Raw genomic sequence first — 23,832 nt, forward strand, 5'->3', positions numbered from 1 at the left:
TCGCATAATGCAAGAAAGCCCGACGCTACAGCTACGGGCTCAGTCCAGACTCACTATGGAGGCACTGTGAAAGCATTGCAAGGCGTGGAAGGTCAAGTGGTATGGGCGCAAGTGCCCAGTCCTACCTGTGATGTAGGGCAAGTTCGCATTCAAGTGTCCGCTGCGGGACTCAATCGGGCGGATTTGCTACAGAAAGCGGGACTGTATCCACCCCCTCCCGGGGCCAGTCATGTGCTGGGGCTGGAGTGTTCCGGGATCATCAGCGAGGTCGGCGCGGGGTCTTCATGGCAGGTGGGTGATCGCGTCTGCGCGTTGTTGGCAGGGGGTGGGATGGCCGAAGAGGTGGTTGTCGACGGGCGGCATGTGCTGCCGGTCCCGGACGGATTGTACCTGACCGAAGCGGCAGCGCTGCCTGAGGTTTACGCCACTGTCTGGCTGAATCTGTTTCAACTTGCGGCGCTCAAACCCGGTGAGAAAGTTCTGCTGCATGCCGGAGCAAGTGGAATCGGTTCAGCTGCCATTCAGCTGTGCAAGGCATTTGGCAACCCGTGCTGGGTCAGCGTCGGGTCGAAAGAGCGTTTGGCCTACTGCGAGGCTCTGGGAGCCCAGGGTGGGGTGATCCGTGGCGATGACCTGGACAGCCTGAGCGACCTGGGGCCGTTCGATGTCATCCTCGATCCGGTTGGGGGCAATTACGCAGCGCTGAATCTCAAACTGCTGGCCAGTGATGGCCGCTGGGTCCTGATCGGCCTGATGGGCGGTCGGGAGGCCAAGCTGGACCTGGCCCAGGTGCTGGCCAAGCGCGTGCAACTGTTGGGTTCGACGCTGCGCGCCAGAGATGACCAGTTCAAGGCCGACCTGCTCAGCGACCTGAGTCAGCACGTCTGGCCGCTGTTTGCCGAAGGACGGTTGAGTCCGCAGCTGGCGAAGACTTTTGCGATCAAGGATGCCGAAGCGGCGTTTGCCGAGTTGGCGAGTAATACCGTGGCGGGGAAGGTGGTGCTGTTGATCGACGAGAGCCTCGCCTGACAACCCGCGACCTTTGGGAGCAAGGTTGACCTTGCTCCTGCAGGGTTTTGCGTTATTTCCAGAAATGGATCGGCCAGCCGGCTTTTTCGGCGTGCTCAAGCAACATCGGGTCCGGGTTCACCACGTGCGGGAAATCCACCTTGAGCAACAGCGGCAGGTCGTTACGTGAGTCCGAATAAAAACTCGCGCCTTCCAGATTCTCTTCTTCGGCATCCAGCCATTCCAGCAATCGGGTGATCTTGCCTTCGCGGTAGGTCAGGGTGCCGACGGTGTGGCCGCTGTACACGCCATGTGCGACTTCCAGTTCAATCCCGAGAATCTCGTCGATGCCCAGGCGATCGGCAATCGGCCTGACCAGATGGGTGCCCGAGGCGGAAATCACCAGGATCCGGTCGCCTGCCTTGCGGTGGGCGGCGATGGCCTTGGTGGCGTCGCTGAAGATGATCGGCTCGATAAAGTCCTCCACCCACGGTCCCACCAGATGATCGACCTCTTCGGGGGTGCGACCGATCATGGGTTCCAGGCTGAAGGTCATGTAATCTTCCATCCGCAGTTTGCCGTGGCTGTAAGCGTCCATCAGTTCGTTGTTCTGGCGCATGAACGACTCGGGATCGACCCAGCCCAGCCTGCCCATCTGTTCGCTCCAGAGGGTGGCGCAGTCGCCGTGAATCAAGGTTTCGTCCAGATCAAAAATTGCCAGGGCCATCAGTACGGTTCTCTCTTCAACATCAGCAAGGCCATCAGGCTACCTCACACAGGGCTGTCGGATCGATGGAAAGTGCCAGGCGCTGACCATCGGGGTGCAGATCTGCGGCTGAGCGGTTGAGCACATCCACCACCAGTTCCACGCCGCGGGCTTCGATCCGGTACCGAATCACGTTGCCCAGCAGGCTGTGGCTGCGCACCTGGGCATCCAGCGCGCCATTGAGGCTGAGCTCGATGGCTTCCGGACGAATGGCGATGCGTCCGGTGACCGGTCTTTGCAGCAGTTTCGAGGCACTGTCGGCATCCAGCAGGTTGTAGTTGCCGATGAAGCCGGCCGCAAATGCATCGACTGGCGCGGTGTACAGGGTTTCCGCGTCGCCGCTTTGTACGATCTTTCCCTGATTCATCAGGAATATTCTGTCAGACATTGTCAGGGCTTCTTCCTGGTCATGTGTGACAAAGATAGTGGTCAGTCCCAGTTCACGCTGGATCTGACGGATCTGTTCGCGCAAATGCTTGCGAATTCGCGCATCCAGCGCCGACAGCGGTTCATCCAGCAGTAACAACCGCGGACGCGTCACCAGGGAGCGAGCGAGGGCGACTCGCTGGCATTGGCCGCCGGACAGCTGGTGGGGATAGCGGGCGGCGAAATCGTTCAACTCCACCAGCCCCAGCACTTCGGCGACGCGTTTGTGGCTGTCGTCGGCATTGACCTTCTGCATGCGCAGGCCGAATGCCACGTTTTGCTCCACGGTCATGTTCGGGAACAGCGCGTAGCTCTGGAACACCATGCCGATCCCGCGTTTTTGCGGGCTCATGGGCACCAGGTCGACACCGTCCAGCAAAATCTGCCCGCCATCTACCGGTGTCAGCCCGGCGATACAGCGCAACAGGGTCGATTTGCCGCAGCCCGAAGGCCCAAGCAAGGTGACAAACTCGCCTTTGTGGATTTCGCAGTTGATGTCGCTGAACACCGTGGTGCCTGCGTAATTTTTCTCCAGATGTTGGACGCTGACGTAGCTCATTCGCTTTTGTCCTTGTTCAAGATAGTGGCCACCCAGGTCAGAACCAGCACAAAAAAGAAGTAGGAAATAACCAGCGCACTGGTGAAGTGGCCGCTGCTGTTTCGCATATTGTTGAGATAGACCTGCAGGGTTTCGTAACGGGTGCCTACCAGGATGTTGGCGAACACGAACTCACCGAACAGGAACGAGAACGACAGCAGCAGTGCCACCATCAGGCCTTTGCGCAGGTTCGGCAGCACGACCAGGAATGCCGCTTGCCAGGTGCTGGCGCCGAGCAATTGGGCGGCGTCCATCAGGTCGCGCAGGTTGATCGCCTGCAGATTGTTGGTGATTGCCCGGTACATGAAGGGCAGCGCCACGGTGAAGTAGCAGCCAATCAGGATCCACGGCGTACCGACCATCGCGAACGGGCCGGAGCCATACAGCTGCAACAGCCCCACCGACGACACCACTGGCGGCACGGCGAAGGGCAGCAGGATCAGGATGTTCATCAGCGCGTCGAGTTTCGGGAAGTGGTAATGCACCACGAACAATAGCGGCAAGATCAGCACCACTGACAGGACCAGTGCACCGACGCATACCAGCAGCGACTGGCCGAATGCGTGGAGGAAGCGCGGATCACTCCACAACTGCACATACCATTTGAACGTGAAGCCGCTCGGCAGGATGGTCGCCGACCAACTGCTGGCGATCGAATAGATCAGGGTGCCAGCCAGGGGCAGCAACAGAATGGCAAACAGCAGGTACACCACAATCCGGTGGTAGATGCCGGCGGGACCCCGTTCAGCGCGAGACATGGTAGCTCCTCTTCAACAGCAACTGATGCACGATGGTCACCAGGGTCATCAACGCCACGAGTACCACGGCCAGGGCGCTGGCGAGGTTAGGGTCCAGGGAAATGTCGCCGGAAACCATGGCGGCGATACGGATCGGCAGTACGTTGAAGTTGCCGGTGGTCAGGGCGTAAACCGTGGCGTAGGCACCCAGCGCGTTGGCCAGCAGGATCACGAAGGTGCCCAGCAGCGCGGGTGTCAGCACTGGCAGGCCGATGTGGCGCCAGAATTGCCAGCCGCTGGCGCCGAGCAGCGCCGCAGACTCGCGCCAGTCTTCACGCAGCGCATCAAATGCCGGATACAGCAGCAGCACGCCAAGGGGAATCTGGAAGTAGGTGTAGAGAATGATCAGCCCGGTTTTCGAGTACAGGTTGAAATCCTGAATGATCCCGGCCTGCTTGAGCAGGATGGTGAAACTGCCATTGAAGCCGAGCAGGATGATGAACGCAAACGCCAGGGGCACGCCGGCAAAGTTGCTGGTCATGTTGGCGAAGGCGTTGACGAAGTTACGCAGCCTGGAATCGACCCGGCGCAGGGAATAGGCGCCGAGCACTGCGATGATGATGCCGAATACGCTCGACCAGAAACTGATCTCGAGGCTGTACTGGATCGCCTGCAGATAGAACTTTGAATTGAAGATTTTCGTAAAGTTGGCAAGGCCCCAGCCAGACTCCTGTGACTCCAGGCTGTTGATCATGACCCACAGCAGCGGGGCAATCTGGAACACGATAAAGAACAGTGCAAAAGGCACCAGGCACAGGGCTGTCAACCATTTGCCGCGAGTCATGGTGTTCATTTGAGCAGCTCCCGGCACACAGGTTTATCGTGGGCCACGCCCAGCAGCTCGCAGACCGTACCGCAGATCTCGATCTGTTTCGGCGCAGCACTGGCATCGAGGCTGAAGGCATCGCCGAGCACGAACAGCGGTACTTCGCGTTCTTCGGCCAACAGGCCGTTGTGCGATCGGTCATTGTTCATGCCGTGATCGGCGGTCACCAAAACCTGGTAGCCCGCATCGAGCCAGCCTTGCAGGTAGTCGGCGAGAACGATGTCGGCGGAGCGGGCGCTGTTGCGGTATTGCGCGGAGTCGAGGCCGTGCCTGTGCCCGGCGTCGTCGATGTTCATCGGGTGGACCAGCAGGAAGTTTGGCGAGTGGCGCAGGCGCAGATGTTCGGCGTCGGCAAACAGGTGTGAATCGGGGTAGTGGTCATTCCAGTAGAAATGCGCGTGCTGGATCGGCAGGTCAGGGTCGTCGGTGTGACGGTCCCGCGCGGCCACGAACGGTGATCGGTTGTACAGTTCACTGACCCAGTGATAGGCCGCCGCCGCAGTCTTGAGCCCGGCGTCGCGTGCGTAGTGATAGATGCTGCGCTGACTGGAAAGGCGCGAGACATTGTTATGAACGATGCCGCTGTCAATTGGCGTGACGCCGGTCAGGATGCATTCGTAAAGCGGACGGGATAACGCCGGCAATTCGCACTCCAGCTTGTAGAGCGCCGCGCGTCCTGCGCCGACATACGCCTGCAGGTGCCCCATGGCGTGGCGAGCGACCTCGTGGTTGAGGCCGTCGAGCACGACAAGGATGACGTTGTGGTTCATAGGGGCGATGACTCCAGAATCATTGCTGAACGGTGCAAGAGCTGCCGCGGGTTGCGATCTTTGATGGTGCTTGAAAAAACCAAGATCGCAGCCTGCGGCAGCTCCTACGGATGCAGCATTACTGCATGTTGATAATCACTTCTTCCTGCCACTTCTGCGGCAGCGACTTGGAGGTCTTTTCCCACGCGTCTGCGTCCTTGATCGGCGTCACGCCTTTGTACTGTTCGTTCGGCAACAGCTTGGCCTTGACGTCATCCGGCAGCTTCACGTGTTCGGCGCGGATCGGGCGGGCGTTGCCGCGTGCCAGGTTGGTCTGGCCGGCGTCGCTGAAGATGTATTCGCGGGTCAGTTTGGCCGCATTAGGGTTTTTCGCGTATTTGTTGATGATGGTGGTGTAGCCGGAAATGACCGAGCCATCGGAAGGGATCAGCACGGTGTAATCATCCGGGTTCGCCATCTTGGCCTTGTAGCTCAGGCCGTTGAAATCCCAGACCACGCCGACTTCGATCTCGCCCTTTTCCATGGTGGCAATGGTCGGGTTGGCCATCGACAGGCGGCCTTGCTTGGCAATATCGGCAAACATCAGCAGGGCTGGCTGGATGTTCTTCTCGTCACCCCCGTTGGCCAGTGCGGCAGCCAGGACACCGTTGGCCGCCTGGGCCGCAGTGCTGACATCGCCAATGGAGACCTTGTACTTGCCGTTCTTGAGATCGGCCCACTTGGTCGGTGCTTCGGAACCGTGCAGCAGCTTCTTGTTGATGATGAAGGCGATAGTTCCGGTGTAGGCCAGTGCCCAGTTGCCATCCTTGTCCTTGGCCCAGTCCGGCACCTGGTCCCAGGTCGTTGGTTTATACGGTTGCACCACGCCTTGCTTGACTGCGATCGGCCCGAAAGCTGCACCGACGTCACCGATGTCCGCGCTAGCGTTATCTTTTTCGGCGGCGAATTTGGCGATTTCCTGCGCGGAGCTCATGTCGGTATCAATGTGTTTCAGGCCGTAGGTCTTGGCCAGGTCATCCCATGTGCCTTTCCAATTAGCCCAGTCATCGGGCATGCCGACGCTGTTGACCGCGCCTTCCGCTTTCGCTGCGGCCTCAAGGGTTTTCAAATCATCAGCCGCCATGGCGGCGGTGCACATGGCAATGGTCGAGCCTAACAGTGATGCCAGGAAAAGCTGTTTCATCCGAAGCTCCTTTGGGCGTTTTCAACGCTGCGATTGCGGTTATGTTGGTCTAGGTCAGCAATACCTGAGCCAATCTAGGCGGTCTGGATGACATTTTGATGTCGATGAGTGGCCCGCCCGGATTTCCCGTAGGGGAACCCTCAGGCTGCGAAGTAAGCGTAGACCATGGCTAAGAGGCTGATATGAAAGGACATGGCCGTGATATTGCAGGCAACGTTCAACACCGTTCGGCACGTTTGTCATCCACCAGTCACATGTAGGGCCTAGGCTGCTTGGAGGGTAAAACCAATGCAGGTTTCGCCCCGAAACAGTGCTGGTCTAGTCCAGATAGGTAACGTTGATGCGCATCGAGACCACCAAAGCGGTGACAGCCATCGGGCAGGTGCTACAGGAACAGCTCGATCACGGGCTGTTGGCGCCCGGAAGCAAACTGCCAGCGGAGCGCAAGCTCAGTGAGTTGTTCGGTACCACCCGAATTACCGTGCGTGAAGCGTTGTTGCAGCTGGAGGCACAGGGGCAGATCTATCGCGAGGAACGCCGGGGCTGGTTCGTCTCGCCCCCGCGCCTGGCCTATAACCTGATGCAACGCAGTCACTTTCACGCAATGGTCAGCGCCCAGGGCCGGGTGCCGTCCACCGAGGTGATTAGCGCTCGCCTGCAACCGGCGTCAGCGGCGGTCTGCGCCTGGCTGCAGTTACCCGCACTGTCCAGCGTGATCCAGATCTGCCGGGCGCGGCGCATTGACGAGCGGCTGGTGCTGTACGTCGAGCACTATCTGAACCCACGGTTTTTCCCGGGAATACTCGATTTCGACCTGAATCAGTCCATTACCGAACTGTACGCCCGGCATTACGACCTGCACTACGGCAGGGTACGTTTCGAAATCGTGCCGACGGCGCTCTCCGTGGACGCTTCGGCAGCGTTGCGAGTGTCGGTGGGTAGCCCGGGATTGCGCATTGCCCGGGTCAACTACGACCAGCACGAGCGACTGATCGATTGCGACCTGGAATTCTGGCGACACGATGCCATTCACGTGGGCGTCGATGTCACCTGAGCCAGGTAGCCGGCGGTTGCAACAGCTGTTAGCCGAATCGATAGATGTCCATGCCCAGGGCGCCCATGGTGAAGCCCTTGTGGCTGACGCTGAACGGACCCCCGGCAGCGCGAGCGAAGTACAACGGCAGCAGGTGTTCATCGCTGGGATGGTTACGCACGGCATTTGGCGCCTGGCGGCGGTAATCATGCAGCGCGGCCTCATCGTTGGCAGAGAGTTTCTCGATCATCCATTCACGGAACGCTTCGGCCCAGGGTTCCACGCTTTCCGGGCCAGCGTGCCAGTCCAGTTCTCCGAGGTTATGGGTGATGCTGCCTGATCCTATCAGCAGCACCCCTTGTTCACGCAGGCTGGAGAGGGCGTGTCCGACCTGAGTCTGCAACGCGGGGCCGCCCCGTGTGGGCAGAGAGACCTGTACCACCGGAATGTCGGCCTGCGGGTACATCAGCGAAAGCGGTACCCAGACACCGTGGTCAAATGGCCTTTTGGCATCGATGCGAGCAGGCAGGTCGGCGGCTTTGAGCAGGTCGACTACCTCCACCGCCAGTTGCGGATCACCGGGGGCGGGGTATTGCACTTCGAACAGCGCCTTGGGGAAACCGCCGAAGTCGTGCCAGGTGTCCGGATGCGGATTAGCGCTGACCAGCAGTTCATCGCTTTCCCAATGCGCCGAGACAATCACGATCGCCCTGGGTCGCGGCAATTGGGCCGCAAGCCTTGCCAGTGCGGGGCCGCTGGCGCCCGGTTGCAGCGCCAGCATGGGGGAGCCGTGGGATATATACAGGCTGGGGAACATGTAGGAGCTCCTGAGAGTTAAGATGGGCTCATCTTCAGTCAGATCATTGATCTAAATCTAATATAAGTTTTAGGGTGTTTTGATCGAATTTTCGGGGTTATTTATGCAGCCGGAGTTTTGGCACAAGCGTTGGCAGTCAGATCAGATCGGCTTCCATCTGCGGGAAGTGAATCCTTATCTGCAACGGTTCTGGCCACAATTGGACCTGGAAGAGGGCGCTCGCGTGTTGGTGCCGTTGTGTGGAAAAAGTCTGGATTTGCTGTGGCTTGCTCATCAGGGCCATGAAGTACTGGGGATTGAACTGTCGGAGAAGGCCGTTGAGGACTTCTTCAGCGAGCATCAGTTTGATCCTGATGTCAGCGAACAGGGGCCGTTCAAGGTTTATCGCGCCGGTTCGATCGAACTGTGGTGCGGGGACTTCTTCGAGTTGACTGCAGGGGATGTGGCCGACTGCGCCGGTCTGTACGACCGTGCTGCGCTGATTGCGCTGCCACCCGCCATGCGCGAGCAGTACGCGGCGCACCTGAACCGGATACTGCCGAAGGACGCGATGGGGTTGCTGATAACCCTCGATTACGATCAGACGCAAAAGGACGGACCGCCGTTTGCTGTGCTTGATGATGAGGTACGGCACTTGTTCGGCAACTTCTGGGCGCTGAAGATCCTGGAAGATCAGGATGTGCTGGGGGAGAGCTGGAAATTTATCGAGAGTGGCGTGACGCGCCTTGAAGAGCGGGTTTATCGGGTTTCTGCCCGGTAAGAAAGCTGCCTGCGCTGGCGATTCGTGAGCAGGCTCACTTTTACATAAGGTCAGCAGCACAAATCAAGACAGACAAAAAAGGCCCGCATCTGTGCGGGCCTTTCTGTTTTAGCGCAACCTGTCAGCCGCGACGACGCAGTGCGTCGATACGCTCTTCCAGCGGCGGGTGGCTCATGAACATGCGAGCGAACCCTTGCTTGATGCCGCCGTTGATACCGAATGCATTCAGCGTGTCCGGCATGTGTACGGGCAACCCCTGTTCAGCCCGCAGGCGTTGCAAGGCACCGATCATCGCGCTGGTACCCGCCAGGCGGGCACCGGCTTCGTCTGCACGGAATTCGCGTTTACGCGAGAACCACATGACGATCGAGCTGGCCAGGATGCCCAGCACCAGCTCGGCAAAGATGGTCGCGATGTAATACGCGATACCCTGGCCTTCTTCGTTCTTGAAAATCACTTTGTCGACAAAGTTACCGATGATTCGCGCAAAGAACATCACGAAGGTGTTCACCACACCCTGAATCAGCGCCAGGGTGACCATGTCGCCGTTGGCAACGTGACCAATTTCGTGGGCCAGAACGGCTTTGACCTCATCCGGCGAAAAGCGCTCCAACAGGCCTTGGCTGACCGCAACCAGTGCATCGTTCTTGTTCCACCCGGTGGCGAAGGCGTTGGCCTCATAGGCCGGGAAAATACCGACCTCCGGCATCTTGATCCCGGCTTCCCGGGACAGTTGCTCCACCGTTTGCAGCAGCCATTGCTCGTGACGTGTGCGCGGCTGGGTAATGATCTGGGTGCTGGTGCTCATCTTCGCCATCCACTTGGAGATGAACAGCGAGAACAGGGAACCGGCAAAACCAAAGACCGCACAGAAGATCAGCAGCTGATTGAGGTTGAGATCAACCCCGTTGGCCGCCATGAACCCGTTGAAGCCGAAAAGGCTCAAGGTGATGCTGGCAATCAGCACGACCGCCAGGTTAGTGGCCAAAAACAGCAGGATGCGCATCATGGTTGTAGAAATCTCCTCAAGCTAAAGATGTAGCGTACTGCGGGGTATATAAGGTGCTGCAACGGGCTATTCAACCGGGTGACTATTTCAAACTGTGTCCTACGGCAAAAGACTAGCTGTTTGAAGGACGCTTGCGACTCGCTCCGTTGAAATTCCTGTAGGGCATTTCCGAGGTCCGGGCCCCGTCGTTGTTAGACCGCGGCCTGAAAACGGGTCCAGGTCTGTGAGCGCCTTAGCGTTGCAGGGTAGGAGGGGAATATGTATTGCTGAATTAGTCATCGTGCGACGGGAATGAGGGTCGCACGGTGACTGGCGGTGTTACTGGCGGTAGGACTTGAGGAAATTGCCGATGCGGCCTATGGCCATATCCAGGTCATCCACTCGTGGCAATGTCACCACCCGGAAGTGATCGGGCCATGGCCAGTTGAACGCCGTGCCTTGCACGACCAGCAGCTTTTCCGACAGCAGCAGGTCGAGCACGAATTTCTCGTCGTTGTGGATCGGGCAGACTTTCGGATCGATCCGTGGGAAGGCATACAGGGCACCCATCGGTTTAACGCAGCTTACGCCGGGAATGTCGTTGAGCAGCTCCCACGTACGGTTGCGCTGTTCCAGCAGTCGGCCCTGGGGCAGCACCAGGTCATTGATGCTCTGGTAGCCACCGAGAGCGGTCTGTATCGCGTGCTGGCTTGGCACGTTGGCGCACAGGCGCATATTGGCCAGCATGTCGATGCCTTCAATGTAGCTCTGGGCGTGGTGTTTCGGGCCGGAGATGGCAATCCAGCCGGAACGGAAACCCGCCACGCGGTAGGACTTGGACAGGCCGTTGAACGTCAGGCACAGCAGGTCCGGCGCCAGGGATGCGGTGCAGATGTGCACGGCATCGTCGTACAGGATCTTGTCGTAGATCTCGTCGGAGAAAACCACCAGGTTGTGCTGGCGGGCCAGTTCCAGCATGCCCAGCAGGACTTCTTTCGAATACACCGCACCGGTCGGGTTATTCGGGTTGATGATCACCAGGGCCTTGGTGTTCGGCGTGATCTTGGCCTTGATGTCGGCCAGATCCGGCCACCAGTTGGCCTGCTCGTCGCACAGGTAATGCACCGGGTTGCCGCCCGAGAGGCTGACAGCTGCGGTCCACAATGGGTAGTCCGGGGCCGGCACCAGCACTTCGTCGCCATTGTTGAGCAGGGCCTGCATCGACATCACGATCAGCTCGGAAACGCCGTTGCCCAGGTAGATGTCTTCAATGCCGACGCCTTCCACCTGCTTTTGCTGGTAGTACTGCATGACGGCCTTGCGTGCGCTGAACAGCCCTTTGGAGTCGCTGTAGCCCTGGGCTGTAGGCAGGTTGCGGATCACGTCCTGGAGGATTTCGTCCGGCGCTTCGAAACCAAAGGGCGCAGGATTGCCGATGTTCAGCTTGAGGATGCGATGGCCTTCCTCTTCCAGGCGTTTGGCGTGCTTGAGCACTGGGCCGCGAATGTCGTAGCAGACGTTGGCGAGCTTGTTCGATTTGCTGACCTGCATGGCGATGTGTTCCTGAAAATGAACGATCCAGGCGGCATATGAACTACCGTACTGGGAATCCTGCGTATTCACACAGGCCTGGCGCCTTGAAAGGCAGCACCCGTAAATCCGTTTGAATGCGCGTGGTCTGGCTGCCAGACTGGCGTTTGACGAGGCGCAATCATACGTGCCGCCCGATCCGTGGAAAAGGTACAGATCGGGCTTTTTCAGCTGCTGAGGTGTGACGATGGAAAAGTTGGAAAAAACCCTTGAAGAATGGAAGGCCATGCTCGATCCGGAGCAGTACAACGTTTGCCGTCTCAAGGGCACCGAACGTCCGTTTTCCGGCAAATACAATGGCACCAAAACTGATGGTGTCTATCACTGTATCTGTTGCAGCGAGCCGCTTTTTGATTCGAAGACCAAATTTGACTCAGGCTGCGGCTGGCCGAGCTTTTATGCGCCGATAGGTGACAGTGCGATGGTTGAGATTCGTGATGTGAGTCACGGGATGATTCGTACTGAAGTGGTGTGTGCCAAGTGCGATGCGCATTTGGGGCATGTGTTTCCGGATGGGCCGCCGCCGACCGGATTGCGGTATTGCATCAATTCGGTGTGTCTGGAGCTTGTGCCTCGGGAATGACCAGGGTTTACCCGGGTTGGTCGTGTGTATATCCATTTCTGGGGTAATGGCTTCTATTGGTTCCGCCCTTACGGCGGGTCACTTTTGCGCTCTATCAAAAGTGACCCGCCGTAAGGGCGGAACCCTAAGCAGCCCTGACCAAAAAAACGGATCTGCCCCCGTCCCAAAGAAACCAACCAACCCAAAATTGAATTGCACACAATTCAATTGCTAACTATCTTAAAGACACCACCCCAAAAAACCCAGAGCCTAACGATGACCGACGACCCCCTGCTGACCATCCCCTGCACCACCATCACCGGCGAACAGAAAACCCTGGCCGACTACGCCGGCAAAGCCGTACTGGTCGTCAACACCGCCAGCAAATGCGGCTTCACCCCACAATACAAGGGACTCGAAGCGCTCTGGCAGACCTACAAGGATCAGGGCCTGGTAGTCCTGGGTTTCCCCTGCAACCAATTCGGCAAACAGGAACCCGGTAACGAAGGCGCGATCTCCGAATTCTGCGAACTGAATTTCGGCGTCAGCTTCCCGCTGTTCAAAAAAATCGAAGTCAACGGCGCCGGCGCCCATCCACTGTTCGTCCAGCTGAAAAAACGCGCCCCCGGGTTACTGGGTTCCCAAGGCATCAAGTGGAACTTCACCAAATTCCTGATCGGCAAAGACGGTCAACTGGTCAGGCGCTTCGCACCGGCGACCAAACCGCAGGACCTGAGCCGCGAGATTGAAGCCCTGCTCAAATGAATCCGCCGTTCGACTCCCTGCAACTCGACAGCCAGCTGTGCTTCAAGCTGTACGCCGCGTCCCGTGCGGTGATCCGGGCCTACAAACCAATGCTGGACCAGCTCGGGCTGACCTACCCGCAGTACCTGGCGATGCTGGTGCTGTGGGAATGGCAGGAAAAGGCCCCACAGCAGCCAACAGTCAAGGCCCTGGGTGAACGCCTGGCGCTTGATTCCGGGACCCTGACGCCGTTACTCAAACGACTCGAACAGCTGCAACTGGTGCAGCGCCAGCGTTCATCCCGCGATGAACGCGAAGTGCACCTGAGCCTTACAATTGCGGGCCAGGCGTTGCGTGATCGGGTCGCGCCGCTCAAGGCCCGGCTACTGTGCGACAGCGGCGTGGATCTGGATCGGCTGCATGATTTGCGTGAAGGGCTCGATCATTTGCTGGGGCAGATCAAGGCGTTGTCGTAGCCGGCATCCATGAATCCAGCAGGGCCGCCAGCTCTTCGCGGCGGAAGGGTTTGGCCAGGTAATCGCTCATGCCCGCGGCACGGCAGCGTTCGCGTTCCTCGGACATGGCATTGGCGGTCAAGGCCACAATAGGCAATTGTGGCCAGCGTCCGCTGCGACGGATTTGCCGACTGGCTTCATAGCCATCCATCACCGGCATGTTGCAGTCCATCAGCACCAGGTCGAACTCGTCGTGCTCAAGCAGATCCAGGGCCTCGGCACCATGCGCGGCGACGATGACCTCGCAACCGAGCTTGCCCAGCATGCCCTTGGCTACCAGCTGATTGACCGGATTGTCCTCCACCAGCAGTACCCGCCCGCGGCGCTGGGGTGACAGCGTTTGCAGTCGCGCATCGTTGATCGTATTGATCTCAGGTTGCAGTACCCGTCGCAATGTCTGGAACAGTGCGTTTCGCGCCAGCGGCCGCGCCTGCTGTTGCAAAGGGGCGAGGGCGCTGGCCTGTTCGCTGGGCATGAAGCTGCCGTAGGCAGTCACCAGCAGGATCGGCGCAGTGCAGGCGGGGCGCAGGACAAACAGGCATTCGGGGCAATCGGTGATGACCACGTCGGGGTCCAGGCCGATCATCGAATCATCGATCGAGCGCTGTTGATACTCGAGCCCCCACACCGGCAACACGGTCTTGAGCAGCTCTGCCAGGCCGCTGCTGGCTGCCGTGATGGCAATGACCTTCCCCTGCAAGGGCGCAGGTGCCAGGGCGCGGGTGTGGCAGGGCAGCGGCAGGTCGGCACAGAACTGGCTGCCAAACCCGGCTTCCGAACTGATGGACAGTCGTCCCTTCATGGCTTCGCACAGGTTGTAGGTCAAGGCCAGGCCCAGGCCGGTGCCGCCAAATTGTCGGGTAATGCCGGCACCCGCCTGGGTAAACGGCTGGAAAATCTTCACTTGGGCGTCCTGGGGGATACCGATGCCAGTGTCGCAGACTTCGATTCTGACGCCGTCCTTGAAGGTGCCGAGGCGCACATCGACGCGGCCGAAACGAGTGAACTTGAGTGCGTTGGACAGCAGGTTGCTGACGATTTGCCGAACCCGAGTCGGATCACCCAACACCAGTGCCGGAAACTGCGGATCAATCAGACAGGTCAGTTCGACACTGGGCGCGGCGTTCTGGGACAGCAGGTTGGCAGTGTCCTCGACCAGCGCACCGAGGTCGAATGGAATGTGCTCGAGTTCGAGCTGGCCAGCGTCGAATTTCGACAGGTCGAGAATGTCGTTGAGCAGTTCCACCAAGACCTTGCCGGAGTCATGGGCGATGGACAGTTGTTGCTGCTGCTCAGCATTGAGCGGACCGTCCAGGGACAATGCGATCATCCCCAGCAGGCCATTGAGCGGGGTGCGGATTTCGTGGCTCATGTTGGCCAGAAACACCGAGCGCGCTTCTGCCATATCCAGGGCGGTGCTGCGGGCAATTTCCAGTTCCTGGTTGGACTGGCTGAGCCGACTGTTGATCGCCTTGAGCTCCGCAGTCCGGGCGGAGACGATGTTCTCCAGTTGCGCGAGGTAGTCAGTCAGGCGGTTTTCGGCATTGCGCCTTTGCTGGATTTCCGTGGCGATGTTCTCGAATTGCTGGTTGGCGACCTTGACCAGCACGCCGATTTCATCGTTCTGATGCCCCGCCGGGTACTCCAGCCAGGTCGGTTCGACGCTGCGTGGATCGCGGCCACTCAGTTCGCGGATAACGCGCACCAGCGGTTTGGTCAGCATCACATAGAACAGTGCGAGCAGGATGCCAGTCAGCAACAGGCTGCGGGCAAAACCATTGAGCAGCGTCACTTCGGCCCGGCGCAGAAAGCGGCTGCCGAAGGCGTAGGTGTCGACGTCCAGGCGCAGGGTGCCGAGGGACTCGGCGGGCAAGTGATCCAGGTACAGGCGGTCTTCAAACTGACGTTCGGCGCCAAACATGAAGTCGCTGATCATCCGGTAATTGCTTTGCTGCCCGGGTCGCTTGACGTTGGCCAGTACCGTGCCGTTGTTGTCGATCAATCGCGCACCGATGATGGCGGGCGAACGCAAGAGGCCCAAGGTCAGCTCCTGGGCGAGTTCTGCATCGATGTTATAGGCGATGCGCGAGGCCGGGTTATGGCTGATTTCCAGCAAAGACTGGATTTCCCGGTTGATGGAGGCATCTTCACTGGCATAATCGATGCCAATCTGCAGCAGGCTGAGCAGCGTGCCGAGAATGAAACCCACGAGCACGGTCAGCCGGGCTTGTTTGTAAGACAGCCGGTTGGTGAATTTGATATCCATAGGGTGTTGAACCACTTCCGTTTCCCTTCGCTGCTCAAGCATAGTCGATGATGCATGGATACCGCTGTTGTCGCGAGCCCTCAAACATGGGTTGGGACAGGCACCTGGTCGTTGTGGATTATCGCTGTTGCGCAATCATTAATGTGAATGTGCCCAAGGAGAAGACGTGGATTCCCGATTGAATGCTTTCCTGGAGCGCGCCGATGCCGTTCTGGCCCGTATCGAACCGCTGCTGCCCGCACCCCGGCAGGCCATTGACTGGACCACTTGCCTGGCTGCGCGCTGGCAGCGAGAGGGGCGCAGCGGATTCCTGATGCCCCTGGAAGTCAGCCTCGACATGCGCTTGAGCGACCTGATCGGCGTCGATCGGCAGTTGGAGCAGTTGGGTCGCAACACTCAACAATTCCTCGATGGCATGCCTGCCAACCATGCGCTGCTGTGGGGCTCCCGGGGGACCGGCAAGTCCTCGCTGGTCCGGGCGCTGCTGGCCGAACATGCCCAGGCAGGCTTGCGCCTGATCGAGATCGAGCGCGATCACCTGGCGGACCTGCCACGCGTGGTTGAACAGATCGCCAAGCTGCCCCAGCGGTTCGTGCTGTTTTGCGACGACCTGTCGTTCGAATCCGGCGAGGGCGATTACCGGGTGCTCAAGAGCGTACTCGACGGCTCCCTCGAGCAGGCCCCGGACAACGTATTGCTGTACGCCACTTCCAACCGCCGGCACCTGGTGCCGGAAAAAGAAAGTGACAACGAAAACTGGAAACGCGTCGACGGTGAACTGCACCCCAGCGAAGCGGTGGAAGACAAGATCGCACTGTCGGACCGCTTCGGCTTGTGGTTGTCTTTCTATCCGTTCACTCAGGAGCACTTCCTGAACGTGGTCGAACACTGGATCGGGCAACTGGCTGGCAAGGCAGGCCTCAAATGGCAGCGTGACGAAGCGCTGGATATCCTCGCCGTGCGCTGGGCCACCGGACGCGGTAACCGCAACGGCCGTTGCGCCTATCAATTTGCCCGTTATTGGGTCGGGTTAAAGCTGTTGGAGCACAAGGCATGATCGATTTACAACAGAGCGGCCAAGGCCTCGAAGGCTACGGCATGTTGCAGGCGCAATTGGAGTCGCTGCTGGCGGACGAGCGCGATTTCATTGCCAACGCAGCGCAATTTTCCGCGTTCCTGTTCAACCAGCTCGATGATTTGAACTGGGCCGGCTTCTATCTCAACCGTAACCAGGAGTTGGTGCTGGGGCCGTTCCAGGGGCAGATCGCCTGCGTGCGCATTCCTTTCGGACGGGGTGTGTGCGGGGCTGCGGCGGCAACTTTACAGACTCAGCGGGTCGAGGATGTTCATGCGTTTGCCGGGCATATCGCCTGCGACAGCGCCTCCAACAGCGAGTTGGTGGTGCCTCTGGTCAAGGACGGTCAGCTGATTGGCGTGCTCGATCTCGACAGTCCGAAACTGGCGAGATTTACCGCGCAGGACCAGGCGGGCATCGAGCAGTTGGCCGCGATTTTCCTGCGCCTGACCGATTGCTGATCACCCCTGCAAGCCTGCCTTGACCAGCAGGCTTGCAGTGTCTACCGCATCAATCTGCTGTGGATCGAGAAATTGCTCGGCGTATTGCCGGTAGATTCCGGCATTGATGAACAATCCGAACAACTCGGGATCGATGTGCGCGTCCCGGCACATCGTCGCCATGATGCCCAGTGCTTCGCTCAAGGACTTGGCCTTCTTGTAGGGACGATCGGCGGCGGTCAGCGCTTCAAAGATATCGGCAATGGCCATCATCCGCGCCGGCAGGCTCATTTCTTCTCGCTTCAACTGCTTGGGGTAGCCGGTGCCGTCCATTTTTTCGTGATGGCCGCCGGCGATTTCCGCGACGTTGTCAAGGTGGCCGGGAAAGGGCAGGTGGCTGAGCATCATTATCGTCTGCACCATATGGTGATTGATGATGTAGCGCTCCTCACGAGTCAGCGTGCCACGGGCAATGCTCAGGTTGTACAACTCACCCCGGTTGTACTTGTAGCGGGGCACGTCGAGCTTGAAGCCCCAGGGATTTTCCGCCGGAATAAGCTCACTCTCTGCCCGCTCGAACAGATGCTCGGGTTTGTCCGCCAGCAGGGGTTCATTGACCGGCAGGATCGGCGCCGGGGTGCGCGCCTGACGGCGGTTCTCTTCCCAGGAAACCCCCAGGCGATCGTCCAGGGTACGACTCCAGGTGCGTTGCGCGAGGCTGCGCAGGCGCTGCAGATCCTCTTCAGCCATGGCTTCGCTGCCCAGGTTGCAGCGGGCGATGAAGGCGAAGTCTTCATCCAGCGCCGCAAGGCTAGCCTCTCGCAAGTCAGCCAGCGGCTGCTCGTCTACGCCCTGAGCCACGCCTTGCCAGTAATCGATCCAGGCGTCGCGCTTGAGCACTTCGAAACGGGTGCGGATTTCGTGGATACGGTCATTCAGGGTTTCAAGCTTGGTGGCTTTATCGACCACGTATTCCGGGGTCGTGACCTTGCCGCAGTCGTGCAGCCAGGCCGCGATGTGCAAGGCTTCCCACTCGTCTTCGGTCGGCTGGTAGCCTTTGAAAGCCGGCGCCTGGCTGGCGGCAGCGGCTTGGGCGAGCATCAGGGTCAGCGCCGGTACCCGCTGGCAGTGGCCGCCGGTATAGGGACTTTTTGCGTCGATTGCACCGGCCAGCAGTTGAATGAACGAGTCCAGCAATTGTTTCTGTTTGGTTTGCAGGCGCTGGCTTTCGATGCTCACCGCCGCCGCTCCGGAAACCGCCTGCAGAAAGGCGATGCGATCCGGGCGCAGTTTTTTCAGGTCGCTCGGGTGGCCGCTGTCGGCCAGCAGCAGTACCAGCAGGCCCACCGTCTCGTTATGCCGGTTGCGCAGGCGAATGCCGATCAGGTGGACCCGCGGGCACTCCAACGCCAGCAGCACCTTGCGCCAATCCCCGGCCTCTTCGAACCCCAGACTGGTCACCATGTTGTCGACTTCCACCAGTTGCCCAAGCCAGGCAGGACTCTGCGCAGACTTCGGCTCGTGCGCCTGAACGTCGAATGCGGGCAAATCCTGGGACGCGCCGTCGATCACCAGGCCGAGGGGAACGAAGCGGTCACCGTCATTTTCCCGTAAGTAGATCAGGCCGGCCTGGGCCTGGCCGATATTTACCGTTTCAAACAGTACGCGCTCCAGCAGCGGGCCAAAGCGGGTCTCGGCGCTGAGGCTGTCGGTGATCTGGAAGAAACTGGCCAAGGTGTCTTTCATGCGCGCCATCGACACGCCCAACTGGTCCACTTCAAGTACCGGTGAACGCCTGATGGGGGGGGAGTTGAAGTCGAAACTGCGAATAGCGTCAGCTTCCTGAACCAGCGCGCGCAGGGGCCGGACCAGTATTCGGGAGGTCAGCCATCCCAGCGGCAGGCACAACAGCAACGTCGCCAAGGTCACCAGCGCACCTTGCCAGCGCAGGCGGTACGCATCGACGAGCAGTTCATCCTCGGGAACGAGCAAAGCCAGGTGCAATCCCTGGGGACCACCTTCCTGGATGCTGCTTTGGGCCACAATCCAGCGTCGACCACCGGCCTCCAGCCGATTGCCCACCGCCTGGTTGTTCAGCAGCGCGCCGAGGCCCGGGCTTAAATCGGCCGCCTTGATCAAGCGGGCGCTCTGGTCGTCAACAATGAGCCTGCTGCTGTCGGGATAGGCAATGGCATTGCCCTGGGCGTCGAACAGCACGATTTCGGTTGCCGGGGTCACGACGTGTTTGGCCAGGGTGGCTGACAGTTCGGCCAACGTCAGGTCGGCGCCCATGACTGCCTGTTCGCCACTGCGTCGGGCCAGTGTGGTGCCCACATTGTGGGTGGAGAAGAACACGTAAGGCTCTGTGGTGATCTGTTCCTGCTCGCTGCGAGCGCTGGAAAACCAGGCGCGAGTCCGCGGATCGTAGTCTTCGTCGGGGTGGTCGAGACGGCCAAGGAGCATCAGGTCGCGGTCAAAAAACAGTGATTGGGACCTGACCTGGCCATCGCTGCGGTCGCGCTCGATACTCCAGACCTGGAATGCGGCGGCATCCGGCGCCTGGGTGCGCGCTTTCAGGTCCGAGGTGCGCAAGGGCCGCACCATGAAGAAATCACCGTTGCCATAACCCAGATACAGCGATGCCAGGTCTGGATTGTCCGTAAGCGCCTGGCTCAAAGGCTTGAGCAAAGCCAGCCGCTGCTCGAGGTCTGTGGCCTGGGTGGCCGGGTAGTCCGCCAGCAGGCTCAACAGATGACGAATGGGTTGGTAGGTGGCGTGCAGGTCAAGCCGCACGTCCTGCTCGATCCGTTCGAAGAGCTTTTCACTGCTCGACAATATGATCTGGGTGGTCTGTCGATAGTTGAAGATCCCCAGCACTACGCCGGTCAGCAGCAACAGCAAGGTGAACATGACGCTGATATGGATGTGCAACGGCAAACGCCGCCGATCCGGGCGCAGTGGGCTGGGCATTGCAGTGTTCTCCATGGGATTTAACTCACTGCTTAGCGCCCAAGCATAGTTAAGGCTCCCCCGTTGTGCTGCGCTCGTGCTCGCATATTTGCTGCAAAAGAGCCAGTTCCAGTTGCACCATGTCGCGTGCCATCGCCTGGGTGCAGTCGGATATGGCCTGCGCGTCCAACCCACCCTGGCAGGCTGCCTCCAGTGATTCGCAGCTGTCGATGAGGCTCGAGGCCTGGATGATCCGCGCTGCGCCCTTGATTTTGTGGGCAATATCCAAAAAAGCCTGTGGCTCAGCGTTGCTGGGCACCGCCAATAACTCCTGGCGGTCCAGACGATTGCTTTTAAGCAGTTCGTTGAGTAATCGCAGGTCCAGCGCCGGGTTTCCTCCCGTCAGTTGCTGCAGCCCCGCAAGGTTGAATGCCGGGGACTGCGCCTCGGGATTGAGGCTTTCAATCCAGTGGCTCAATGCGTTCAGGGGGAGCGGCTTGAACAGGCAGTCATCCATGCCGGCTTCTTTGCAGCGGGCGATCTCTTCCGGCTGGGCATTGGCAGTGAAACCCAAAACGACAGTGGGCGGGCGCTGCAGGCGTTGCTCCTCGCCGCGAATGGCGCCAACCAGTTCATACCCGTTCATGACCGGCATGTTGCAGTCGGCGATTACCAGGTCGAACGCCTCGGTCTGCCAAAGTCTGAACGCCGCCGCGCCATCCTCCGCAACCCGGGACACATGACCAAGAAACTCCAGTTGCTGGCACATGAGTAGCCGGTTGGCAGGGTGGTCATCGACCACCAGGACTTTCAGCACTGTCCTGGGCGGCTGGGGTAGCTGTTCAATGGTCAATGCCGCCTGTTGCTGCGCCAGAGCTGGCAGGTGCAGTGAGACCTGCACTTGAGTTCCGATACCTGGGTGACTGCTCAGTTGCAGGCTGCCTCCCATCAACTTGCACAGGCTGCGACTGATCATCAGCCCCAGGCCTGCTCCGCCACGGCCCGCTTTGGCACCGTTGTCTGCCTGGACGAAAGGGGCGAACAGCCGACTCTGATCGTCTTCACTGATACCGATGCCGCTGTCCTCAACGCTCAGATGCATCTGCACTGCGTCCGGCCCGGTGGGGCTCAGGTCGACGGCGATCCGGACATGGCCCTGGGGGGTGAACTTGATGGCGTTACTGATCAGGTTGGACAGCACCTGCTTGAACCGCACAGGGTCCAGCAGCACGTCAATGGCGGGGTCGTCGCATTGAAACTCCAGCAGTAGCTCGAGTTTTTTCTGCCGCGCGAGGCCCTCGAAGATATTGACCACCGACGCGACGACTTCATGGAGATTGACCCGTTCCGGGTTCAATTCCAGGCGGCCGGATTCGACCCGCGCAATGTCCAGAATGTCACCGATGAGCTCCAGCAGGTCCCGCGCCGAGGTATAGGCAACGTCGATCGCGGGCCGATCCGGGTGATTCTGCTCGATTCGCTTGAGCGTCAACTCGAGCATGCCAATGACGGCGTTCATCGGGGTGCGGATTTCATGGCTCATGGTCGCCAGGAAATTGCTTTTGGCCCGGTTGGCTTCATCGGCGCGTTCCTTGGCACGCCGCAGTTCTTCGAACAATTGGCGCCGGTCACTGATGTCGATCCAGCCGCCGATGATGCCCTGGACCATGCCGCGCGAATCACGATAGGGCAGTACCCAGTGATAAATGGTCAGCCTGCGTCCGCCGATGTGCAAATCCCGGTCGAGCACCAGCGGGATGCCTTCTGCCACTACGCGCTGATAGTCGGCCTGATATTCCCGGGCCTCGAATGCGTTGCTCATGTTGCCCGGCATCACGCTTTTACCGATGACGTCCTCGCGTTTGGCGTTGAATGTTTCGAGATAGCTGTCGTTACAGCTTTGCAGCAACCCCTGGCGGTCGCGGACATACATGGGATGCGGCGTGCCATTGACCAGCGATCGCATGAATTCGTATTGATCACTCAGCGCACGCTCTGCGGCCTGGCGCTGTTTGATCTCCCGGCGCAGGTAAGCGTTCCAGGTGAATGAAATCAGCAGCAGGATGCCGGCAGTGATAACGATCTGGTAAAAAATGCGACGGTAGTCCTGCCATGAGTCCTGCGCTGAAGCCGAGTAGCCGCGCCAGCGACTGTTGATTACCCCCAGTTCGTCCGGTGCGATGCTCAGCAACGCCTTGTCGAGAATCGAGTTCAGTTCCCTGGAGTCCCGGGCGGTCGCCAGAGAAAACGCGGCCTGCTGAGTGCCGATTGTGGTGCCGATCTGCAGATCACGGCCGAAAATCCGCGCGGACATGAAATAGTTGGCGATGACCAGTGAGTTGACCGCAGCGTCGGCGCGCCCATCGGACAGCATTTCCACGGCGCTGAAGGTATCGGGTGTTTCGATCAGTTTGATTTGCGGGAATTCGCGACGCAGATAATCCACCATCGGATTGCCCTGTGCGATGGTCAGGCGCTTGCCCTGCATCTGTTCGAGATTGGTCGGGCTACCGGCCAGTTTTCGCGTGAGCAAGACAAACGAGTTCTGCAGGTAGGGCCGTGTGAAATTAAGGGTAGATTCACGTTGGGTACTGGGGAGCAGGGCGGTGATCATGTCAGCCTGCTTGTCAGCGACGCGTTCGATCATCTCGCCATCATTGCGGCTGCGCTGAATATCGAAGCGCAAGCCGGTGCGCAGCCTGATCAATTCCAGCAGGTCGGCCGTGACGCCACGAAAGTTGCCGTCGCGGTCGAAAAACGTCAGCGGTGCATAGGCTTCGTTCACAATTACGCGAACCACCGGATGGGCTGCCATCCAGCGCTTTTCGCGATCGGTGAACTGCAGGTTGTGATCGCTGATCAGGATGTCACCGCCGGCGCCCCAGCGTTTGCCGATGTTGTCTTTTTCACTGGTTGGGAGGGCGGCCAGCATCGAATTGATGATGCCCAGCAATTGCGGATTGTCTTTGTGCACCGCAAAACTGAAGCCATGCGCTTCATGTTTGCCGAAGCTCGCCATGCGGATGTTGTTCAGGTAGCCCTTGTTTATCATGTAGTGAGTTGAAATCGCGTCGCCGAGAAAAACATCGGCCTGATCGAAGGCCACTGCATTGATCGCATTCTGGTAGGAGGGGTAGGGCGTGATAACCGCATTGGGGTATAGCCTCTTTACTTCCCCCAGCGGCAGATAGTGATAGACCATGCTCATTCGCAAACCCCTCAGCCCATCGGTCAGGGATCGGGTTTCTTCCTCGCGCGTGACCAGCACCGGTTGATCAACGGCATAGGGTTCGGACAGCAGGATGTCCGGATGTTCGGCTTCGAAGCCGTTGGACGTCCCCAGAAAATCGACTTCGCCATTCTCCAGCGCCTCGATGGCATCATCCCGGGTGGAGAACCGCCTGACCTTGATCGGTAAACCGGTGGTCGCGCCGAGAAGACCTGCATAGTCGGCGGTCAGCCCTTCGTAATCCTGGCTGCTGTCGATGGTCATGTCGAAGGGCGGATAATCGGGGGCTGAGGTGCCCAGGACCAGCTCGGACCTGTTCAGTATCCAGAGTCGTTGCGGTCGATCCAATGGCACCTCATGTTGTGCGGCCGTGGCCCGACTGAGCAAGGAGTAGCTTTGACTTTCGATCGGCGCGGCCTGTACCGGACTGCTCGGGAAAAGAGCTACGGTCATCAGCATCAGGTATTCCTTGGCGCGACTGGGCATGCTG

General features: G+C 59.4%; 20 protein-coding genes. 8 read left to right on the top strand and 12 right to left on the bottom strand.

Annotated elements, in window-relative coordinates:
- Positions 1-66 precede the first annotated feature (66 nt).
- A complete protein-coding gene (locus EQV97_RS24870; RefSeq protein ID WP_240890247.1) occupies positions 67-1,029 on the top strand; it encodes a zinc-binding dehydrogenase in 963 nt (320 codons plus the stop codon).
- 52 nt (positions 1,030-1,081) lie between these two features.
- Here the strand turns inward: EQV97_RS24870 and EQV97_RS24875 are convergent, their stop codons facing one another.
- The 6 genes from EQV97_RS24875 to EQV97_RS24900 all read right to left on the bottom strand — a co-directional run bounded on the left by EQV97_RS24875 (position 1,082) and on the right by EQV97_RS24900 (position 6,374).
- On the bottom strand, positions 1,082-1,735 hold the full coding sequence (locus EQV97_RS24875) for an HAD family hydrolase (protein ID WP_240890248.1): 654 nt from the start codon (positions 1,733-1,735) through the stop codon (positions 1,082-1,084).
- Positions 1,736-1,769: 34 nt separating this feature from the next.
- Positions 1,770-2,759, bottom strand: a complete 990-nt coding sequence (locus EQV97_RS24880; protein ID WP_045058074.1) for an ABC transporter ATP-binding protein — start codon at positions 2,757-2,759, stop codon at positions 1,770-1,772.
- Positions 2,756-3,556 carry an ABC transporter permease gene (locus EQV97_RS24885; RefSeq protein WP_240890249.1) on the bottom strand — a complete coding sequence of 267 codons (801 nt, stop codon included), beginning with the start codon at positions 3,554-3,556 and terminating at the stop codon, positions 2,756-2,758. Before EQV97_RS24885 ends, EQV97_RS24880 begins: the two co-directional genes overlap by 4 nt.
- Entirely contained in the window at positions 3,543-4,379 is an 837-nt protein-coding gene (locus EQV97_RS24890; protein WP_240890275.1) for an ABC transporter permease subunit, read from the bottom strand. Before EQV97_RS24890 ends, EQV97_RS24885 begins: the two co-directional genes overlap by 14 nt.
- Before the next feature lie 5 nt (positions 4,380-4,384).
- Positions 4,385-5,191 carry an alkaline phosphatase family protein gene (locus EQV97_RS24895; RefSeq protein ID WP_122841371.1) on the bottom strand — a complete coding sequence of 269 codons (807 nt, stop codon included), beginning with the start codon at positions 5,189-5,191 and terminating at the stop codon, positions 4,385-4,387.
- Positions 5,192-5,309: 118 nt separating this feature from the next.
- Positions 5,310-6,374 (bottom strand): ABC transporter substrate-binding protein, encoded by a 1,065-nt coding sequence (locus EQV97_RS24900; protein ID WP_122841370.1) that lies wholly within the window; start codon positions 6,372-6,374, stop codon positions 5,310-5,312.
- A 340-nt stretch (positions 6,375-6,714) separates the two neighbouring features.
- Between EQV97_RS24900 and EQV97_RS24905 the strand changes: the two genes are divergently transcribed.
- Entirely contained in the window at positions 6,715-7,428 is a 714-nt protein-coding gene (locus tag EQV97_RS24905) for a UTRA domain-containing protein (RefSeq protein WP_122841369.1), read from the top strand.
- A 28-nt stretch (positions 7,429-7,456) separates the two neighbouring features.
- On the opposite strand, the gene EQV97_RS24910 is transcribed toward EQV97_RS24905, so the two are convergent.
- Positions 7,457-8,224: a class III extradiol ring-cleavage dioxygenase gene (locus tag EQV97_RS24910; RefSeq protein WP_122841368.1), complete on the bottom strand. Its 768-nt coding sequence runs from the start codon at positions 8,222-8,224 to the stop codon at positions 7,457-7,459.
- A gap of 103 nt (positions 8,225-8,327) precedes the next feature.
- Here EQV97_RS24910 and EQV97_RS24915 point away from each other — a divergent pair, with 103 nt between their 5' ends.
- The gene (locus tag EQV97_RS24915) at positions 8,328-8,984 is read left to right on the top strand and encodes a thiopurine S-methyltransferase (protein WP_045058081.1); all 657 of its coding nucleotides are present in this window, start codon (positions 8,328-8,330) and stop codon (positions 8,982-8,984) included.
- A 121-nt stretch (positions 8,985-9,105) separates the two neighbouring features.
- On the opposite strand, the gene htpX is transcribed toward EQV97_RS24915, so the two are convergent.
- Both htpX and EQV97_RS24925 read right to left on the bottom strand, forming a co-directional pair.
- Complete coding sequence (htpX, locus tag EQV97_RS24920) at positions 9,106-9,993, bottom strand: protease HtpX (RefSeq protein WP_045058082.1); 888 nt, start codon at positions 9,991-9,993, stop codon at positions 9,106-9,108.
- A gap of 318 nt (positions 9,994-10,311) precedes the next feature.
- Positions 10,312-11,523: a pyridoxal phosphate-dependent aminotransferase gene (locus tag EQV97_RS24925; RefSeq protein ID WP_008030363.1), complete on the bottom strand. Its 1,212-nt coding sequence runs from the start codon at positions 11,521-11,523 to the stop codon at positions 10,312-10,314.
- A 226-nt stretch (positions 11,524-11,749) separates the two neighbouring features.
- Between EQV97_RS24925 and msrB the strand changes: the two genes are divergently transcribed.
- The 3 genes from msrB (at position 11,750) to EQV97_RS24940 (ending at position 13,344) form a co-directional block, all read left to right on the top strand.
- The gene (gene msrB, locus EQV97_RS24930) at positions 11,750-12,145 is read left to right on the top strand and encodes a peptide-methionine (R)-S-oxide reductase MsrB (RefSeq protein WP_045058083.1); all 396 of its coding nucleotides are present in this window, start codon (positions 11,750-11,752) and stop codon (positions 12,143-12,145) included.
- Positions 12,146-12,400: 255 nt separating this feature from the next.
- Positions 12,401-12,889 carry a glutathione peroxidase gene (locus EQV97_RS24935; RefSeq protein WP_122841367.1) on the top strand — a complete coding sequence of 163 codons (489 nt, stop codon included), beginning with the start codon at positions 12,401-12,403 and terminating at the stop codon, positions 12,887-12,889.
- The gene (locus tag EQV97_RS24940) at positions 12,886-13,344 is read left to right on the top strand and encodes a MarR family transcriptional regulator (RefSeq protein WP_122841366.1); all 459 of its coding nucleotides are present in this window, start codon (positions 12,886-12,888) and stop codon (positions 13,342-13,344) included. Before EQV97_RS24935 ends, EQV97_RS24940 begins: the two co-directional genes overlap by 4 nt.
- Here EQV97_RS24940 and EQV97_RS24945 read toward each other — a convergent pair.
- Positions 13,328-15,649, bottom strand: coding sequence for a response regulator (locus EQV97_RS24945; protein ID WP_122841365.1), 2,322 nt, complete (start codon positions 15,647-15,649; stop codon positions 13,328-13,330). The genes EQV97_RS24940 and EQV97_RS24945 overlap by 17 nt on opposite strands.
- 166 nt (positions 15,650-15,815) lie before the next feature.
- Here EQV97_RS24945 and EQV97_RS24950 point away from each other — a divergent pair, with 166 nt between their 5' ends.
- On the top strand, positions 15,816-16,706 hold the full coding sequence (locus EQV97_RS24950) for an ATP-binding protein (protein WP_122841364.1): 891 nt from the start codon (positions 15,816-15,818) through the stop codon (positions 16,704-16,706).
- Positions 16,703-17,185 (top strand): GAF domain-containing protein, encoded by a 483-nt coding sequence (locus tag EQV97_RS24955; RefSeq protein ID WP_240890250.1) that lies wholly within the window; start codon positions 16,703-16,705, stop codon positions 17,183-17,185. Before EQV97_RS24950 ends, EQV97_RS24955 begins: the two co-directional genes overlap by 4 nt.
- Here EQV97_RS24955 and EQV97_RS24960 read toward each other — a convergent pair whose 3' ends face one another.
- Both EQV97_RS24960 and EQV97_RS24965 read right to left on the bottom strand, forming a co-directional pair.
- Complete coding sequence (locus EQV97_RS24960) at positions 17,186-20,134, bottom strand: HD domain-containing phosphohydrolase (RefSeq protein ID WP_240890251.1); 2,949 nt, start codon at positions 20,132-20,134, stop codon at positions 17,186-17,188.
- Between the two features lie 49 nt (positions 20,135-20,183).
- Complete coding sequence (locus EQV97_RS24965; protein ID WP_240890252.1) at positions 20,184-23,828, bottom strand: transporter substrate-binding domain-containing protein; 3,645 nt, start codon at positions 23,826-23,828, stop codon at positions 20,184-20,186.
- Positions 23,829-23,832: the final 4 nt, after the last annotated feature.

The sequence above is a fragment of the Pseudomonas sp. TMW22090 genome, assembly GCF_022496665.1.
Classification (GTDB): Bacteria; Pseudomonadota; Gammaproteobacteria; order Pseudomonadales; family Pseudomonadaceae; genus Aquipseudomonas; species Aquipseudomonas gregormendelii.